Annotated in this window: 10 protein-coding genes; 9 read left to right on the top strand and 1 reads right to left on the bottom strand. The window is 37.8% G+C overall.

The features are described 5' to 3' along the window. Positions 1 to 252: 252 nt before the first annotated feature. The 3 genes from FHX64_RS03365 to FHX64_RS14280 all read left to right on the top strand — a co-directional run bounded on the left by FHX64_RS03365 (position 253) and on the right by FHX64_RS14280 (position 3,278). Positions 253 to 816: an RNA polymerase sigma-70 factor gene (locus FHX64_RS03365; RefSeq protein ID WP_183412421.1), complete on the top strand. Its 564-nt coding sequence runs from the start codon at positions 253 to 255 to the stop codon at positions 814 to 816. 71 nt (positions 817 to 887) lie between these two features. Beyond that, positions 888 to 1,898 carry a FecR family protein gene (locus FHX64_RS03360; protein WP_183412420.1) on the top strand — a complete coding sequence of 337 codons (1,011 nt, stop codon included), beginning with the start codon at positions 888 to 890 and terminating at the stop codon, positions 1,896 to 1,898. A gap of 168 nt (positions 1,899 to 2,066) precedes the next feature. Then, positions 2,067 to 3,278 carry a carboxypeptidase-like regulatory domain-containing protein gene (locus FHX64_RS14280; protein ID WP_183412419.1) on the top strand — a complete coding sequence of 404 codons (1,212 nt, stop codon included), beginning with the start codon at positions 2,067 to 2,069 and terminating at the stop codon, positions 3,276 to 3,278. A gap of 2 nt (positions 3,279 to 3,280) precedes the next feature. Here the strand turns inward: FHX64_RS14280 and FHX64_RS03350 are convergent, their stop codons facing one another. Continuing rightward, positions 3,281 to 4,111: an IS5 family transposase gene (locus FHX64_RS03350; RefSeq protein WP_183411862.1), complete on the bottom strand. Its 831-nt coding sequence runs from the start codon at positions 4,109 to 4,111 to the stop codon at positions 3,281 to 3,283. A gap of 195 nt (positions 4,112 to 4,306) precedes the next feature. On the opposite strand from FHX64_RS03350, the gene FHX64_RS03345 reads away from it, so the two are divergent. From FHX64_RS03345 to FHX64_RS03320, 6 genes are all read left to right on the top strand, one after another. Then, on the top strand, positions 4,307 to 6,250 hold the full coding sequence (locus tag FHX64_RS03345) for a TonB-dependent receptor domain-containing protein (RefSeq protein ID WP_343053486.1): 1,944 nt from the start codon (positions 4,307 to 4,309) through the stop codon (positions 6,248 to 6,250). 20 nt (positions 6,251 to 6,270) lie between these two features. Further along, on the top strand, positions 6,271 to 8,013 hold the full coding sequence (locus tag FHX64_RS03340; protein WP_183412418.1) for a RagB/SusD family nutrient uptake outer membrane protein: 1,743 nt from the start codon (positions 6,271 to 6,273) through the stop codon (positions 8,011 to 8,013). Between the two features lie 259 nt (positions 8,014 to 8,272). After that, positions 8,273 to 9,103, top strand: coding sequence for an IS5 family transposase (locus tag FHX64_RS03335; protein WP_183411862.1), 831 nt, complete (start codon positions 8,273 to 8,275; stop codon positions 9,101 to 9,103). A 158-nt stretch (positions 9,104 to 9,261) separates the two neighbouring features. Beyond that, complete coding sequence (locus FHX64_RS03330) at positions 9,262 to 11,580, top strand: glycoside hydrolase family 31 protein (protein ID WP_183412417.1); 2,319 nt, start codon at positions 9,262 to 9,264, stop codon at positions 11,578 to 11,580. A gap of 195 nt (positions 11,581 to 11,775) precedes the next feature. Beyond that, positions 11,776 to 14,343: a glycoside hydrolase family 31 protein gene (locus tag FHX64_RS03325; protein WP_183412416.1), complete on the top strand. Its 2,568-nt coding sequence runs from the start codon at positions 11,776 to 11,778 to the stop codon at positions 14,341 to 14,343. 33 nt (positions 14,344 to 14,376) lie between these two features. Continuing rightward, the gene (locus FHX64_RS03320; RefSeq protein WP_183412415.1) at positions 14,377 to 16,830 is read left to right on the top strand and encodes a glycoside hydrolase family 31 protein; all 2,454 of its coding nucleotides are present in this window, start codon (positions 14,377 to 14,379) and stop codon (positions 16,828 to 16,830) included. Positions 16,831 to 16,857 lie beyond the last annotated feature (27 nt).

Genomic DNA, 16,857 nt, shown 5'->3' with positions numbered 1-16,857 from the left:
CAAGAATTTAATTTATAACAGTATATATTTCGTTGTTTATCAATAAACTAAATTTAATGCGAACGGTAAATCTAGAATTTGAGTAAAATGTAATATTTAAGCAGATATTAATCATATAATTTATATATCTTTGCCTTCAAACATAAAATCCCAATGCTTTTTCATTCAGTATGAATGTACATATTTCTCTCTAAAGAGAAAGAGATTCTTTATTAATCTTCTAACGTTTGTAACCTTCAAAATCGTAATACAATGACAGAAAAGGAGGAATTGCAGTTACTTGCTAAAGGAAGTTCTTCAGCATTTGAGAGCTTGTATAATCGTTACAGTAGTAAATTATATAATTTTATGCTGAAAATGACACATGGTAATCGTTATATTACCGAAGAGTTAGTTCAGCGTACATTTGTTAAAATATGGGAACAACGGAACAAAATAGATCCGGACAAATCATTTCTTTCATTTTTATGTACAATAGCCAAAAACCTGCTTTTGAATGAATATGAACATGAAACTGTAAAGTATGTTTATACTGAATATATAAAAAAGAGTATTACAGAACAGCAATATGATAATACAACGGAAAAAGAGGTTGACCGGAAGATACTGGAGAGTCTTATTGACAAACTTATTGGAGAATTGCCTCCAAAACGAAAGGAAATTTTCATTTTGAGCCGTAAATATGGCATGTCAAATAAACGGATAGCCGAGAAAATGCATATTTCAGAAAGTACAATCGAAACACAACTAGCTAAAGCATTGATTTATATGAAAAACAACTTAAAACACTATATAAACTGTATTTTGATAATTTGATTTTTGATCCCCTGAAATGTCCTAATTACTTTTCTCTGAATAGCACAAAACTATATCTCAACTGTATAATAATGACAGATAAAATATATATGAATCAGGAAGAATATATTAAAATCTTTGAACGATATGTATCCGGCAATGCATCTGACGAGGAGATTGCTAGGCTAATCGAATGGATGAAAAATGATCCGTCACTTTCGAATTGGTTTGAAATGCAAATTGGAAATGCCTCCTCCGGAATTGACCCTGCAATACAATCTTGTATGCTCAGTGCTATCCAAAAAGAAATTGGGAAAAAGGATGTAAAATCTAAACACCCGTATGGAACAAAAATCAATTGGTTGTATAAAGTGGCCATCATACTATTACCTTTACTTTCTGCATTGGGCATGTATCTTTACATGTCAGGGAGAAGCGTCATAGATACAGATACTTCTCCATATATTGTTTCTGTTGATAAAGGACAAAAGGCAAGTGTAGTTTTGGCTGATGGAACGAAGGTCTGGCTAAATTCACAGTCTCAATTGGTGTGTGATCCTGGTTTTAATGTACAAAAGAGGGAGCTTCATCTAACCGGAGAGGCTTATTTTGAAGTTGCACATAATGCTGCTAAGCCTTTTATTGTAGAGTGCAACAATATTTCTGTAGAAGCGCTTGGAACAGAGTTTGTTGTCAAAGCCTATGATGATGATAAAACCGTATCGTCCGTGTTGATTAAAGGCAAAGTAAGTGTTGGAACACCGGAGGGAAAAGATGTGCTTATCCCGAATGAACGAATAGAATACAACAGGGTTACCCATAAAAGGACATTGGAAAATGTAACGAATGCGATTGACTTTGCAGATTGGCGTTATAATGAATTGAGAATTGAAAACGAATCGTTAGAAGAGATAGCCCAAACCCTTGAACGAAAATACAATATCGATCTGGTATTTGCGTCCGAAGCATTAAAACATCAGCATTATACTGGAACCCTTAATAATACCAGTTTAGAAAGCGTACTCAACTTGTTGGCATTAACTTCTCCATTAGAGTTCATGATGGAAAATCACGAAGTAGTGTTGTTTGAAAAAAACAAATAATTATCTACTCGTCTCTTTTTGTCAAGCAACAATCTGAAAATAAATCGGATTGTTGCTTTCTTTTTGACTCATGTGTTAAAATTCGAAGTAAGATAGTGGAATTTCATTTCTTGTCTGTATATATAATTGAGATGATACTTTTGAATGTTAATTTTAAATTTAACGCGTATGAGAACAAAAGAAAACAACACAAAAAAAAGGAGATGGAAAAGCAATGTCATGTGGTGCTTTTTTGTACTATTGACATTTTTCCCTCTTTTCCTGAATGCACAAATCAGCATCAATGTCAAACAGCAACCCTTGAAAGACATCATTAAGCTGATAGAAACGCAAAGTAAATATCGTTTTTTTTACAATGTAGACTTGAAAGGGTTGGATCAGTTATGTACAATAAACATAGATAACGGCTCGATTGAGCAAACCCTATCCTTGTTGTTGCCAAAATTAGGAATAGGTTATAAAATGGAGTCCAGTAATCTTATTGCCCTATTTCTAAAACAAAATGTAAAGGAATACACTGTACCGTCATCTCAAAAAGGTACGGAAAAAATTACAGGTAGAGTAGTTGACAATAAAGGCGAACCTCTTCCAGGGGTAACCGTTATTATTCAAGGGACATCGAAAGGAACGATTACAGATGCAGATGGAAATTACACACTGCAAAATGTTTCTCCCGGGCAAACGTTAGAATTTTCGTTTATTGGAATGCAAAACCAAGAAATGAAGATTGTAGAGAAAAAGTCTATTAATATAACATTAAGTGAATCAGCAACTTCTCTAAATGAAGTGTTGGTGATTGGATATGGAACGCTTAATAAAAAAGAAATTTCTAGTTCTATTACGCATCTAAGCGCAAAAAACTTGCCTACTATAGGTGGAAACAGTGCCCTTATGTCTTTACAAGGACAGGTTGCTGGTTTGTCAGTAACTAACACTGCAACTGCAGACCCTAATGCGACCCCCAGCTTGCAGTTAATGGGCGTATCTTCTCGTAATGCAGGATTAGGCCCACTATATGTAATAGATGGCGTTGTTGGAGGTGATATTAACAACTTGAATGAAGATGATATTCAATCCATTGATATATTAAAAAGTGGAGCTGCATCAGCGATATATGGTTCACAAGGAAGTAATGGGGTGATTCTTATTACTACAAAACATGGAGAAGGAGCTCCTCATCTTACGTATAACTCTTATTATACTTTAAATTATGTCAATGATAATATTTCTGTCCTCTCCAAAGATGATTTTTTGGCTAATAAAAGGGGTGTCGATTTTGGAGGTAGTACCAATTGGATGAAAGCTGTTACGAACTCTCCTGCCTTTTCAGAGAAGCAAACTTTACAGTTTTCTGGCGGGGGTAATAAAACTAATTATTGAAGTCATCTTGACTTTTTCTGTTTAGTAATTTTCTTAAGTAGTATCACGATAAAAGCGATAAGGTTAAAGCTTTGCCAACTGGAGCAAGTAACATCAAATCTGTTCAATAGAGATCTGAAACTATCCATCCATGCATTGGTTCTTTCTATGCAATAGCGTTGCTGATAGAGCAATTCATCGAAGAATATATCATCCGTATGTGCTGCGTTACGCCAGTTAATAGCGATGTTGGGTATTATTTCATGGGAAGAACAGAATTCTCTGAACTCCGCAGAGTCAAAACCTGCATCGGCATTAAGAAAAAGACCATCAACTCTTATATCGGAGTTATTCAGCGAATCAATAATGTCGGTAAAACGTTCTTTAATTTGATGTAAATCATTGTGATTCCCTTCTATCGGGTCTGATATGGCCAATGGGATACCTTGTCTGTCTGTAAGATAAAGAGCATTGGTAGTCTTCCTTTTCTTCCGACCCTGATAAGCAACCTGTTCTCCTCCACGTAATGCGGGGGTATGGCTGCCATCCAAATCAACACTGGACATGTCCAATGAGGCTCTGTATTTATTCAATAAACCAAACCAGATTTGTTGTAACACTCCTGATTTACACCATGTACGAAAATAACCGAAAACAGTCTTATAATGCAATACGACATTAGAAAATAAACTTTTAACGGGCAACATATGCCATTGACAACCTGTTTTTAATTTGTACAATATGCAGTTAACAATCTCGGCGATATCACACTTTGTCCTGAACCCTCTCTTGGGTACAGGGATGAATGGCACTATTTCTTTATTTATTGTATCTTTGTCGAGTACTAAGTACATGGGGAAGAGTGGTGTTTTATAGTTTTGCTTTTCATAAAACGGCTCTTCCCTTTTTTTAGTATTTAAAGCTTGTAAAAGTCAAGACGAATTCATTTTGCATCAGTTGATTACAAAACAGCTCACGGTATTGACTTAAGGTCATTTAAAAGAGAATACGGTGCCCGAGTCAATGTTAACCATACTTCATCTGATAATTTGTATACTGTAACATTCAATGTAGCACCTCGTCACGCATGGACAAATTTGGCAGATTATTCTAATTTCAATTATGCGTTGACAATGAATCCTACTCAACCAATTTATGATAAAACATCAGGTGGTTTTAATTATATTCAATCTAATTGGGGGGGAAATGGCAATAATCCGGTTGAAGCAGCAAAAACAATACTTGCTCAGCAAGGGATCAATTATCTTGATATAGATGGATCGTTAAAATTGAATATTTGCAAAAATCTATATACCAAGATCATTTTGAGTGATGTGTCTTCTGAATATCGTGGCTACAATTTTGTTCCTTCAACCAATACAACTGTTATTCATGGGAGTGGACGTAGTACTGCGTCTCAATCATTGGATCAGTATGATCAAGACAATTTAGAATGGTTTGGTAATTATACCCAAAGTATTGGTAAACATTCTTTCATATTGATGGGGGGCTATTCTTATGAACAAAATGTTGCTTCTGGATTTAATGCTGCTAATGAAGGATTTCCCTCGGATGTGTTAACATATAACAATTTGGGTTCTGGGAGCTATAACCTTGTTCAAGGCATCAATAATGTTGGGTCTTATAAAAATAGTTCTAAACTTATTTCTTTTTTTGGACGATTAAACTATGATTATGATCAGAAGTATTATGTTACGGCTAGCTTAAGGCGTGAGGGGTCAACAAAATTTGGTCTTAGCCATAAATGGGGAAGCTTCCCCGCGGCATCAATAGCTTGGCGCATAACTCAAGAAAAATTTATGCAAAGCTTTTCTTGGTTAAATGAATTGAAGTTAAGAGCAGATTATGGTATAACAGGGAATCAGGATTTTGGAGATTATCTTTCCCAAAATACTTATGGTGGTTTTGGTTATTATCCATATGATGGTGTAACTTACCAAGATTGGGGACCTACTCAAAATGCTAATTATGATCTTCATTGGGAAACAGCAATCAATTTTAATGCAGGGATTGACTTTGAAGTATTAAACAGCAAAATAACAGGTAGCGTTGATTATTTTAGGCGGACCAATAAAGATTTGTTAGGTTGGTATTCGGTTCCAAATCCTCCCAATCTAGTACAACAAACTTATGCTAATGTAGGTAGTATGAGAAATTCAGGGATTGAAGTACAATTGAATGCCAAAGCGATACAAAATACACAATTTAGATATAACATTTCATTTAATTGTGCTACGGACAATAATGTATTCTTATCTTTTTCCAATAATCTTTTCCAGGGACAAAATTATGTTGATGTTGTGAGTATGGCTGCACCGGGTAGTCCAGGGACAATACAGCGTTTACAGGCAGGGAAAAGAATCGGGAGTTTTTATATGCTAAAGTCTGCTGGCGTTGATAAAAATGGAGAATTATTAGTTTATAATAAAAATAACGAAGTTGTACCTGCAAGTAGCGCTACTTTTGATGATAGACGATTTGTGGGGAATGGATTACCAAAATTTACAGCAAATCTTGATAACCATTTTGATTATAAGCAATGGGGTTTGGATATTTTTTTACGCGGTGTTTTTGGATATAAAATATTTAATACTAATGCATTTTACATGGGGACGCCAGCTACACAATTAGGGGCGAACGTTCTAACTTGTGCGTATAATTCAAATAGTAAATATTCGAAACTTACCAATAATGCGTCTTATGGAATATTGTCAGATTATTTTCTTGAGCCAGGTGATTTTATAAAAATTGATCATGTGACTTTGGGATATACTGTCCCCATTAAGAATAAAGATGTTCATTCTATGAAAATATATGTTACCGCAAATAATCTGAAGACCTTTACAAAATTCACTGGTGGAGATCCTGAAAGTACAAATATTAATGGATTGTATCCTGGAGTGAATTCTTCCTTGTCATACTATCCATCCACGATGCAGTTGATGTTTGGATTAATAGTTAATTTTGAATAAATACAAAACATATTATTACAATGAAACCGTATAAATATAACATGAGATACTTTATTAGAAGTATATTATTCATTTTTCTGATGTTAATGTGGGGTTGCACAAATCTTAACGAACAAGTATATAGCACTATTACTGGTAGTAATTTCTTGCAAACACATCAAAATGTAATCCAGGATTTTATACGTTCGTTTGAACACTGTTACTGGTCTATCGCTGGAAATGAAACATATGAAATGGAAGAAGATTGCGCTGACCAGCTCATGACCCCCACCAGAGGAGGAGATTGGTATAATGGTGGTGAATTTGCCAGACTTCACTACCATACATGGACAGCTAACGATAATTTTACTAGTGATGCTTGGAATGCTTTTTATGAGGGGATTTGCCTTGCGACTAATTCTATGCAAGATTTACAGGGTATTCGAAATAATACACAGAAATTAGCGCAAGTTGATTTTACTCAAGCCCAAATAGATGAAATGATTGCGGAACTCAGAGTGATGAGAGCTTGGATGTATATTCGTGCATTAGATTTTTATAGAAACATAGTCCTTGTCCCATCTGTCCAAGGTGTGTCACAGGGTGAACCTCAAGTTTCTCCTCAAGTGGCGTTTGCTTATATTGAGTCAGAATTAAAAGAGGCGATACCTAATCTTTATACAAACGATCAATTAGGGGACAATGCTATTGGTCGTTGGACAAAAGGAGGTGCCGCTGCATTACTCGTCCGTCTGTACCTAAATTCAAAAGTTTGGACAGGGGTAGATAGGTTTGACTCTTGTGCGCAAGTATGCCAGGATATCATAGATGGCAAATATGGGACGTATGCTTTAGATTCTACATGGTATGGCCCATTTGATTACACAAATTCTACCTCGAAAGAAGTTATTTTTGGATTCCCTGGGTCTTATGGCCTTTCACATTGGCAATATGGAAGTGACATGTATTGGTGGATGTTGCCTTATCAAGCTCCGCGTTATTTTGGCTTTACAGATTGGGGAGATGCAAATCCAAAATATTCCCTACAGCCAGGAAGAGATGTAGATAGCGTAGAATATAGTTTTGCATTGGGAAAGCCTTTTATGAAATTTCAAAAATACCCAGATGATTATCGTTTACAGTTATATAAGAACTTAGGTGGAAGTAAAAGACAAGGGATGTTTCTATATGGATATCTTACTTACACTGATAGCAATGGACAATTGGATACAATTAAAGGCGATGGGGGCCCATATCCTCTTTATATTCGAGATCAATCAGGGTGGTTTTTAGGAGCAAAGCCTGGGACTAAAATTGCAGATAAAGAATCGGATATGCTTCATGCTGACGATAACTCTGGGATTTACCCCGTAAAGTATCCCTTTTATCCCAGTAGCGATCCCAATAAAATTTCTTCTGCCTATGCTGAAATAAGGCTGGCTGAAATTTATTATTCGCTTGCAGAATGTAAATATAGAGCTGGAGATAAGGCAGGGGCAGCTGTTTTGCTGAATGATGTTCGTAAAAGAGATTACCCTTCAGGATCACCTAGCTTATATAAGCCTGATGGGAGTCAATTAACTGATCAAGAAATGATAGATGAATGGGGACGTGAGTTTTTAGTAGAAGGTCGTAGACGTACAGATCTGATTCGTTGGGGTGTGTTTAATTCTGGTACATGGTGGGATAAACAACCGGATCCTGACAATCATACAGACATTTATCCTATAGGGGAGTCAGTGCTTAATGCATCTCGTCAGCTAAAACAGAATCCTGGATATTAATATTTATACCCATAGCTTGTTAGGTCATACAACCTAACAAGCTATTCTGTATAACTTCAGTATGAATAAAATTTGAAGAATTTTTTTGTACCTGAGAGATTGCAAGGTGATAATATAATTACAATAATAGTGGTGTATAAAAATAGAATCACAACGTAAGTATACAATGAATTCGTCTTGACTTTTACAAGCTTTAAATACTAAAAAAAGGGAAGAGCCGTTTTATGAAAAGCAAAACTATAAAACACCACTCTTCCCCATGTACTTAGTACTCGACAAAGATACAATAAATAAAGAAATAGTGCCATTCATCCCTGTACCCAAGAGAGGGTTCAGGACAAAGTGTGATATCGCCGAGATTGTTAACTGCATATTGTACAAATTAAAAACAGGTTGTCAATGGCATATGTTGCCCGTTAAAAGTTTATTTTCTAATGTCGTATTGCATTATAAGACTGTTTTCGGTTATTTTCGTACATGGTGTAAATCAGGAGTGTTACAACAAATCTGGTTTGGTTTATTGAATAAATACAGAGCCTCATTGGACATGTCCAGTGTTGATTTGGATGGCAGCCATACCCCCGCATTACGTGGAGGAGAACAGGTTGCTTATCAGGGTCGGAAGAAAAGGAAGACTACCAATGCTCTTTATCTTACAGACAGACAAGGTATCCCATTGGCCATATCAGACCCGATAGAAGGGAATCACAATGATTTACATCAAATTAAAGAACGTTTTACCGACATTATTGATTCGCTGAATAACTCCGATATAAGAGTTGATGGTCTTTTTCTTAATGCCGATGCAGGTTTTGACTCTGCGGAGTTCAGAGAATTCTGTTCTTCCCATGAAATAATACCCAACATCGCTATTAACTGGCGTAACGCAGCACATACGGATGATATATTCTTCGATGAATTGCTCTATCAGCAACGCTATTGCATAGAAAGAACCAATGCATGGATGGATAGTTTCAGATCTCTATTGAACAGATTTGATGTTACTTGCTCCAGTTGGCAAAGCTTTAACCTTATCGCTTTTATCGTGATACTACTTAAGAAAATTACTAAACAGAAAAAGTCAAGATGACTTCACTAAAATATACATAATTGAGATATTGAATTGACTCTTTATGTGGGAAACTTAATATGCTCAAAAATGGCAACAGCAATATCTGGAATAAAAGTACTCATCTTTTTCTACCCGATTGTTTTACTTGCGAGAATAATGTTGATAAATAGATATAAATGAGAAAGATACATTTTTTAATAATACTACTGGCACTCTGCTTTTCTGTTTCAGAAAATATTTTTGCGCAGTTAAAAGGAACTCCACAAACTCCATTTAAGAGACTTAATAATATTGTTATTGCGGGGAATGCAAGATTTGAAGTACTCAGCCCTACTCTTGTCCGAATGGAATATTCGGAAGGGGCCTATTTTATTAATCAACCGTCAGTGGTTGTCGTCAATAGACCTTCCAATACGACCAAAATGACCGTGAAGGAGGCAAATGGTCATTTGATCATATCTACTGATAATATTAAACTAAAGTATCTTTTAGGATCAGGAAAGTTTACAAAATATAATCTTAATGTTAAATGGATATATGGTAATAAACAAGGTGAGTGGATGCCAGGGGACTCAGATACATTAAACCTTGGTGGTCTTGGTTCTGCATTGGATCAGGCTAGTGTGAAATTGTTGCCAAGTTTTACTAAAGGTGTTTTAAGTAAAAGTGGTTATTTTTTATTGGATGATAGTCATAGTGCAATTTGGGATAAAAAAAAGCAGTGGATTGAACCCCGCTCTAAAAAGAATTTACAAGATTGGTATTTTTTTTCTTATGGAGATAATTATTCATATGCTCTTTTAGAATTTTCGAGGGTATGTGGTAAGATTCCTATGATTCCAAGGTATGTATTGGGCACTTGGATTACAGATTTGAATTATGAATATTTACCCTCATCAAAGTTAGTAACAGATTATCACTATACAGACGAAAATTTGCAACAAGAAATCGAAAAGTTTAGGCATGAAGGCTTACCTTTGGATGTTCTTGTTCTTGATTTTGGTTGGCATAAGTTTGGTTGGGAGGGTGGTTATGACTGGAGTCCTATATTTCCACATCCTAAATCATTTTTAAATTGGGCTCATAAGTATGGGTTACATATTGCTGTTAACGACCATCCTGGATATGGTAGCGATCAAAGCATTCTTTCATCGAAAGATAGTCAAGCCCCAAAAATAAGGCAGCTTTTACACATAAAAACTCCAGCTATTGGGTTTAATTTGACTAATAAGCTTCAAGCAAACATATTTATGAAAGTTTTGCATGCTCCTATTATGAAAGATGGAGTAGACTTTTGGTGGATAGATGGTGGAGGTAATTATAATTGGTGGCAAAATAAAAATAGATTCGCCTCGATGTCTGGAATTAATAGTCAATTGTGGACTAATAGGCTTTATTATGAATATACTCAAAAGTTTACAGGTAAAAGGAGCTTTATTATCAGTAGATACGGAGGATGGGGTAGTGAAAGATATCCTGCTTTTTTTACTGGCGATACACATTCTGAGTGGCCTGTTTTGGCTTATGAAGTTTCGTTTACCGCACGAGCGGGGAATGTGCTTATGCCTTATGTAACCCATGATATAGGTGGTTTTCTTGGTGGATTGATAGGTGCAAAAATGTATTGTAGGTGGTTACAATTTGGAGTTTTTAGTCCCATTATGCGTCTCCACTGTAGTACTGAAAATCCAGCCGATGGAAATTTGAGAATGCCTTGGGTGTATGGTAAGGTAGCAATTAAAGTTGCAAAAAAATTTCTTAACTTGAGAGAACAACTTATTCCTTATTTATATACTTATACAAGAATTGCATATGAAAAGGCCCTCCCAATTGTTAGGCCTCTGTATCTTACGTATCCAAATCTACCTGAAGCATACAAGCATTCCAATGAATATTTATTTGGAAATGATTTTTTAGTTGCTCCAATAACCGATTCCCTTAATGTTTCATCCATTTATTTTCCTCCTGGTAAATGGATTGATTATTTTACTGGAAAGACGTATATAGGAGGACAATCAATTTCTGATACATGTTCACTAACAACAATGCCTCTATTCGTCAAGGAAGGGGCGATAATACCTATGCAGCGGGCTATGTCGTATTCTGCTCAAAGAAAACTTGATACGCTGATGTTGGATATTTATGGCCCTCGAAATGGAAGGTTTAATTTATATGAAGACGATGGGATGTCTTTATCATATAAACACAATGCTTTTGCCTGGACTACAATTCGTTTTACAGGGAATGCTAAAAAAGGTTATAATATAATTATTGATCCTGCTAAAGGTGTATTCGAGGGACAGCTCCCCAAACGAGCCTATATAATCTCTGTACATGGCTTATCGAAACCTGTTCATGTTTCTTTGAATGGCAAGCTGCTCCCCAGTGTTCAATCTCCACAAGGAAATTGGACATGGAACAGCCAAGAGGCTATACTCTCAATTTCTGTTCCTATTGAAAATATCAGGAAATATGTAAATGTAAGCATTAAATAGCAGTAGATTTAATCTGATGCTTTCCATATAGTTAGTGAGATAACGTAATTTTCTAAATCTGACGTGTATGTTATTCTATGATAATGATTCGCAGGTATAAATTTTATATAATACTATCATAATATGAGCTATGAATCTTATTCAAGCTATGATAATCTGTTTTTTATATTTTCAAAAACAAAATAATTATATTGTATGAGTACTATTGTAAAAACAATATTTATATCACTAAGCTTGTTTTGTGATATCATTCTAATGAATGCTAAGGAGAATGTCCCGCTAGAAGATAATGATCGACCCACCATGATTGTTTCAGGGGCAGCCCGTTTTACACTTCTTACTTCCCATATTATTCGGATGGAATATGATTCCACACGGCGGTTTGTGAATGCTCCTTCTTTTGTTGTTATCCATCGAGATTTACCTGCGATCCCATATACCCAAATCAATCAGGGGCAATGGTTGATTATTAAGACGTCAACTATGGAGTTGAAATATAAGATTGGATCTGGGAAATTTAATCAAGAGAATCTTCAGATAACATATAAACAGGCTAACGGTTCTCCTATCCTTTGGCATCCAGGAATGGCAAACAATGAAAACCTTAAAGGGACTTTCCGAACTCTTGATGGTATGAATGGAGACACACACGAGGGCGACACTATTCCAACTCCATTTCAAAATGGACTTCTTTCACGCAATGGATGGTATCTATTGGATGATTCCAACAATTTTTTATTTGATAATAGCTCCTGGAAATGGGTAAAGAAGAGGAATAATCCTGAATTAGATTTGTATTTCATGGGTTATGGGACAAACTATAAAGCTATTTTGTATGATTTTACCAAAATAGCTGGGAAAATTCCCCTGCCTCCACGCTATGCTTTTGGATATTGGTGGTCTCGTTATTGGAACTACTCTGACGATGAGCTACGCACCTTAGTGGAAAAATTTAAGCAATATAATATACCGTTGGACGTGTTGATTATCGATATGGACTGGCACACGGCAGGATGGACAGGATATACATGGAACAAATCGCTTTTCCCTGATCCGGAGAAGTTTTTACAATGGTTAAAAGGGCAGCATCTAAAAACGGCATTAAATTTACACCCAGCGTCGGGTATTGCACCGACAGAAGCAAAGTATACTGAGTTTGCTAAAGCCATGAGCTTTGATACCACAGGGCATAAAAATATTCCTTTTGAGTGTGCCGATAAAAAATATATGTCCAATCTTTTTAATATCGTTCTCAATCCACTACGTAAAGAAGGCGTTGATTTTTGGTGGCTTGATTGGCAGCAATGGCCATATTCAAAAGAAATTGCAGGATTAAGTAATACATGGTGGCTGAATTATTGTTTTTTCACTGAAATGGAACAACAGACAAACTTACGGCCATTGTTGTACCATCGCTGGGGCGGATTAGGTAATCATCGCTATCAAATTGGATTTTCAGGAGATGTGGTTATTTCGTGGAAATCACTTGCCTTCCAACCTTATTTTACTGCCACGGCATCGAATGTCCTGTATGGTTATTGGAGTCATGATTTAGGAGGGCATTGGTTTGGAAATGTGCCTGATTCTTTGAAAAAAATAGATCCTGAAATGTATACCCGATGGATGCAATACGGTGTATTTAGTCCTATTTTCCGTACTCATTCGACCAAAGATCCTCGTTTAAACAGAGTAATCTGGAATTTTACCGGAGACTATTTTAATGCTTTGTACAATGCTATTCATTTACGATATGCTTTGGCACCTTATATATACACTATGTCACGCAAAGCATATGACACTGGGATTTCATTATGCCGTCCCATGTATTATGACTATCCTCAAAATAAAGAAGCTTATGCCCTCAAAGACGAATATATGTTTGGAGATAATATGCTCATTAAACCTGTTGTTACTCCGGCTATTAATGGCTTATCGACTGTAAAAGTTTGGCTTCCGGCAGGGAATGATTGGTATGAATGGAGTACAGGGACACTCTTTAAGGGAGGTCAGATCATTACCCGTAAATTTATGATAGATCAATATCCAGTGTATGTAAAAGCTGGTGCTATTATTCCGATGTATGATGACAAAGTTAAGAATTTGCAGGAAAACAGTAAAGACCTGATCGTGAAAGTATTTCCAGGAAGCAGTTTTAGTACCAGGCTCTATGAAGATGCAGGCAACAACAACGATTATCAGAAAGGAGCTTATACATTTACTAAAATTCAAACAGAGAAAGAGGGTAACAAGGTTTTACGAGTAACGATTTATCCACGAACCGGAGCTTTTTCTGGGATGATACACAATCGCAATATTGAGGTACAACTCTATGGCTCAGTAATTCCAGACTCTGTGGTATTGAATGGGAGACTACTCTCTTACAACACAGATAAGAAAAACGACACATGGAATTATTCCGGTCATGATTTGACGGTTCATATAAGGAGTAATGATGTGAGCTGTAATTCAAAAACTGAGTTTGAGATTTATTATCCTTCGAAACAAGTTGATATTAACGGAATGATTGGGGAGATGCATAGGTTGAAAAAAGCAGTTGCTTTTTTAAAAAATAGCGGTAGTCCCATTCCAGACATGTTGTCGGGTGTTAATCAAACAGATATCCGGATTGAGTATCATCCAACTCATTTTAATCGATTAATTCACGAGTTTGCCATGTATTATCCTCAAGTAGGAGACTTGATTAATCAAACAATTGTCAATCCTTCTATTGCAAAGCAATGTTCTTATTATTTGGTATATTGATAGATTAATGATAGTTGTTTTGTATTTTTATCTATGAAACGTTATTATTTACTTTGGATTTTGTTAGGGATTCTGTATCCGAATATGAAAGGGCAGGTACCGGCTAACAGTCCGCTGGGGAATGTGAAGAAGATCGAAGTATCGCATTCCACCTACACCTTTCTGACCACAAACGGCAGGGCACAAGTGACGGTTTATGCTCCGGGTGTCATCCGTATCCGGGTTGCACACCAGGCTTTTGCCCCGGACTTCAGTTATGCCGTTGAAGTGAAGCCCGAAGCCTGCCACGTTCAGGTGACAGACGCCAAAGGGCTCTACACCATTTCAACCGACTCGGTTACATTGCGTATTACCAAAGATCCGCTACGATTCACCTTCCTGACAAAAACAGGAGAAGTGATCAATGCCGATGATCCGGCTTTCGGCACTTCATGGCTCGGAGAAGAAGTCACCACATACAAGACCCTGCAACCGGGAGAACGTTTCATCGGGATGGGAGAACACGGAGGAAACCTCGATCGTGCAGGGACAGCCTGCGTGAATTACAACACGGATAATCCCGAATACGATGATGCCAGCGACAGGATGTACTCCACCATTCCTTTTTATATGGGATTGCACGATCACCTGGCCTATGGCATCTTTATGGACAATTCATCCCGCAGCCTCTTCAGTTTTGGCGCCGGTAGCAACCGTTTTGACTACTTCAGGGCCAGTTGCGGGGAGATGAATTACTATTTTATTTATCATTCTACCGTAAAAGGGATCATCGGTTCCTACACCTGGCTTACGGGACGCACTCCTATTCCCCCCATCTGGTCCTTAGGGTACCAGCAATGCCGCTGGTGTTATTTCCCTGAAGCCGACCTGCTCTCAACGGCTGCCAAGTTCAGGGAACGGCATATCCCCATCGACATGATCTATCTGGACATCAATTATATGGATCATTATAAGATTTTCACCTGGGATCCACACCGTTTCCCCGATCCGAAAGCCATGACGGGAAAATTGCAGAAGATGGGGATGCATCTGGCCGTGATCATCGATCCGGGGGTCAAGATTGCCAAGAACTATCCTGTTTACCAGCAGGGAGTGGATTCGTCCCTGTTTATCAAATACCCCGATGGAACCAATTATGCAGGACAGGTATGGCCGGGATGGTGTAACTTCCCTGATTTCACCATGCCAAAGACGCGTGCATGGTGGGGCAGATGGGTGAAGACCTATGCCGACGAAGGAGTAACCGGATTCTGGAACGACATGAACGAAATAGCGGTCTGGGGAAAGGAAGTGCCCGACTTGCTTAACCTGAACTGGGATGGATTACACACTACTTACCGGCAGGCAAAGAATGTATATGGATTCCAGATGGCACGAAGCACCTATGAAGGAGCAAAGAAATACATGGATGGCAAGCGTCCCTTTGTACTGAGCCGTTCAGGTTATTCGGGATTACAACGTTATACAGCGATCTGGACAGGAGACAACCAGGCCAAGGAAGACCATATGTTGTTGGGTGTCCGCCTCATCAACAGCCTGGGTTTATCAGGTGTTACTTTTGCAGGAATGGATGTGGGCGGATTCAGCGGCAATCCTACCCAGAGCCTCTACACCCGCTGGATGGAGATCGGGGCTTTCCTTCCGATGTACAGGGCTCATACCACGATCAACTCCAACCGGGAAGAACCCTGGGATTTCGGGGAGACATGTGAAGATATTGCCCGCCGTTATATCGGGTTCCGTTATCAGTTGCTCCCTTATATTTATGCTGGCTTTTATGAATCGTCACAGGACGGGATGCCGCTTAACCGGTCACTGGCCATTAACTATACGAACGATTCTACCATTTATGATCCCGAATTCCAGCAGGAATATCTTTTCGGGCCTTCCATCCTGGTGGCTCCCGTAAAAGGGACGGAATCCCTTTGCAGGGTCTATCTGCCGGAAGGGAACTGGTATGACCTTTTCAATGATAAACCTTATGCCGGCAAGCAAGTGATTGTGGCAAACTCGGAACTGAACCGTTTGCCGTTGTACGTGAAGGCAGGGAGCATCATTCCGATGCAGAAGCTGGTAGAATCGACAGCCGACAACAGTGGCGATACCCTGTTTATCAACCTCTATGAGGGACAACAACCGAATCAATACCGTTATTACGAGGATGACGGGACAACGTACAAATATGAATCGGGACATTATTACAAACGGTTGATCAGCTACGACCCACAACAGGCAATGCTTACCTTTGGCAAGAAGGAAGGGAGTTTTACCTCAAGGTTTCATGTCATCACATTGGTGCTGCATGGCTTCACACCGGAAGAGGTACAACATCTGACGGTCAACGGCGCTGCAAAAACAGTCACGCCGGAAGAGATACGCTTCTTTACAAGTCATTTTGCTTTTGCCGACTATGGGCCATTTGACACAAAGCATGTATTGAGCGTCTCCTTCCCTGACAATGATGATCAGATTCAAGTGAGTTGGTAAGTACAAAGACTCCTTAGGAATATTTTA

It is taken from the genome of Microbacter margulisiae (assembly GCF_014192515.1).
In the GTDB taxonomy this organism is placed as follows: Bacteria; Bacteroidota; Bacteroidia; order Bacteroidales; family Paludibacteraceae; genus Microbacter; species Microbacter margulisiae.
Note: the sequence above shows the minus strand (reverse complement) of the source record. Positions and strands in the feature narration are given on the sequence as shown.

What these genes read in the sequence shown, in the direction of transcription:
- FHX64_RS03325 (WP_183412416.1), top strand. Translation starts at nt 11,776, where the DNA reads ATGAGTACTATTGTAAAAACAATATTTATATCACTAAGCTTGTTTTGT.
- FHX64_RS03320 (WP_183412415.1), top strand. Translation starts at nt 14,377, where the DNA reads ATGAAACGTTATTATTTACTTTGGATTTTGTTAGGGATTCTGTATCCG.
- FHX64_RS03360 (WP_183412420.1), top strand. Translation starts at nt 888, where the DNA reads ATGACAGATAAAATATATATGAATCAGGAAGAATATATTAAAATCTTT.
- FHX64_RS03365 (WP_183412421.1), top strand. Translation starts at nt 253, where the DNA reads ATGACAGAAAAGGAGGAATTGCAGTTACTTGCTAAAGGAAGTTCTTCA.
- FHX64_RS14280 (WP_183412419.1), top strand. Translation starts at nt 2,067, where the DNA reads ATGAGAACAAAAGAAAACAACACAAAAAAAAGGAGATGGAAAAGCAAT.
- FHX64_RS03335 (WP_183411862.1), top strand. Translation starts at nt 8,273, where the DNA reads ATGTACTTAGTACTCGACAAAGATACAATAAATAAAGAAATAGTGCCA.
- FHX64_RS03330 (WP_183412417.1), top strand. Translation starts at nt 9,262, where the DNA reads ATGAGAAAGATACATTTTTTAATAATACTACTGGCACTCTGCTTTTCT.
- FHX64_RS03340 (WP_183412418.1), top strand. Translation starts at nt 6,271, where the DNA reads ATGAAACCGTATAAATATAACATGAGATACTTTATTAGAAGTATATTA.
- FHX64_RS03350 (WP_183411862.1), bottom strand. Translation starts at nt 4,111, where the DNA reads ATGTACTTAGTACTCGACAAAGATACAATAAATAAAGAAATAGTGCCA.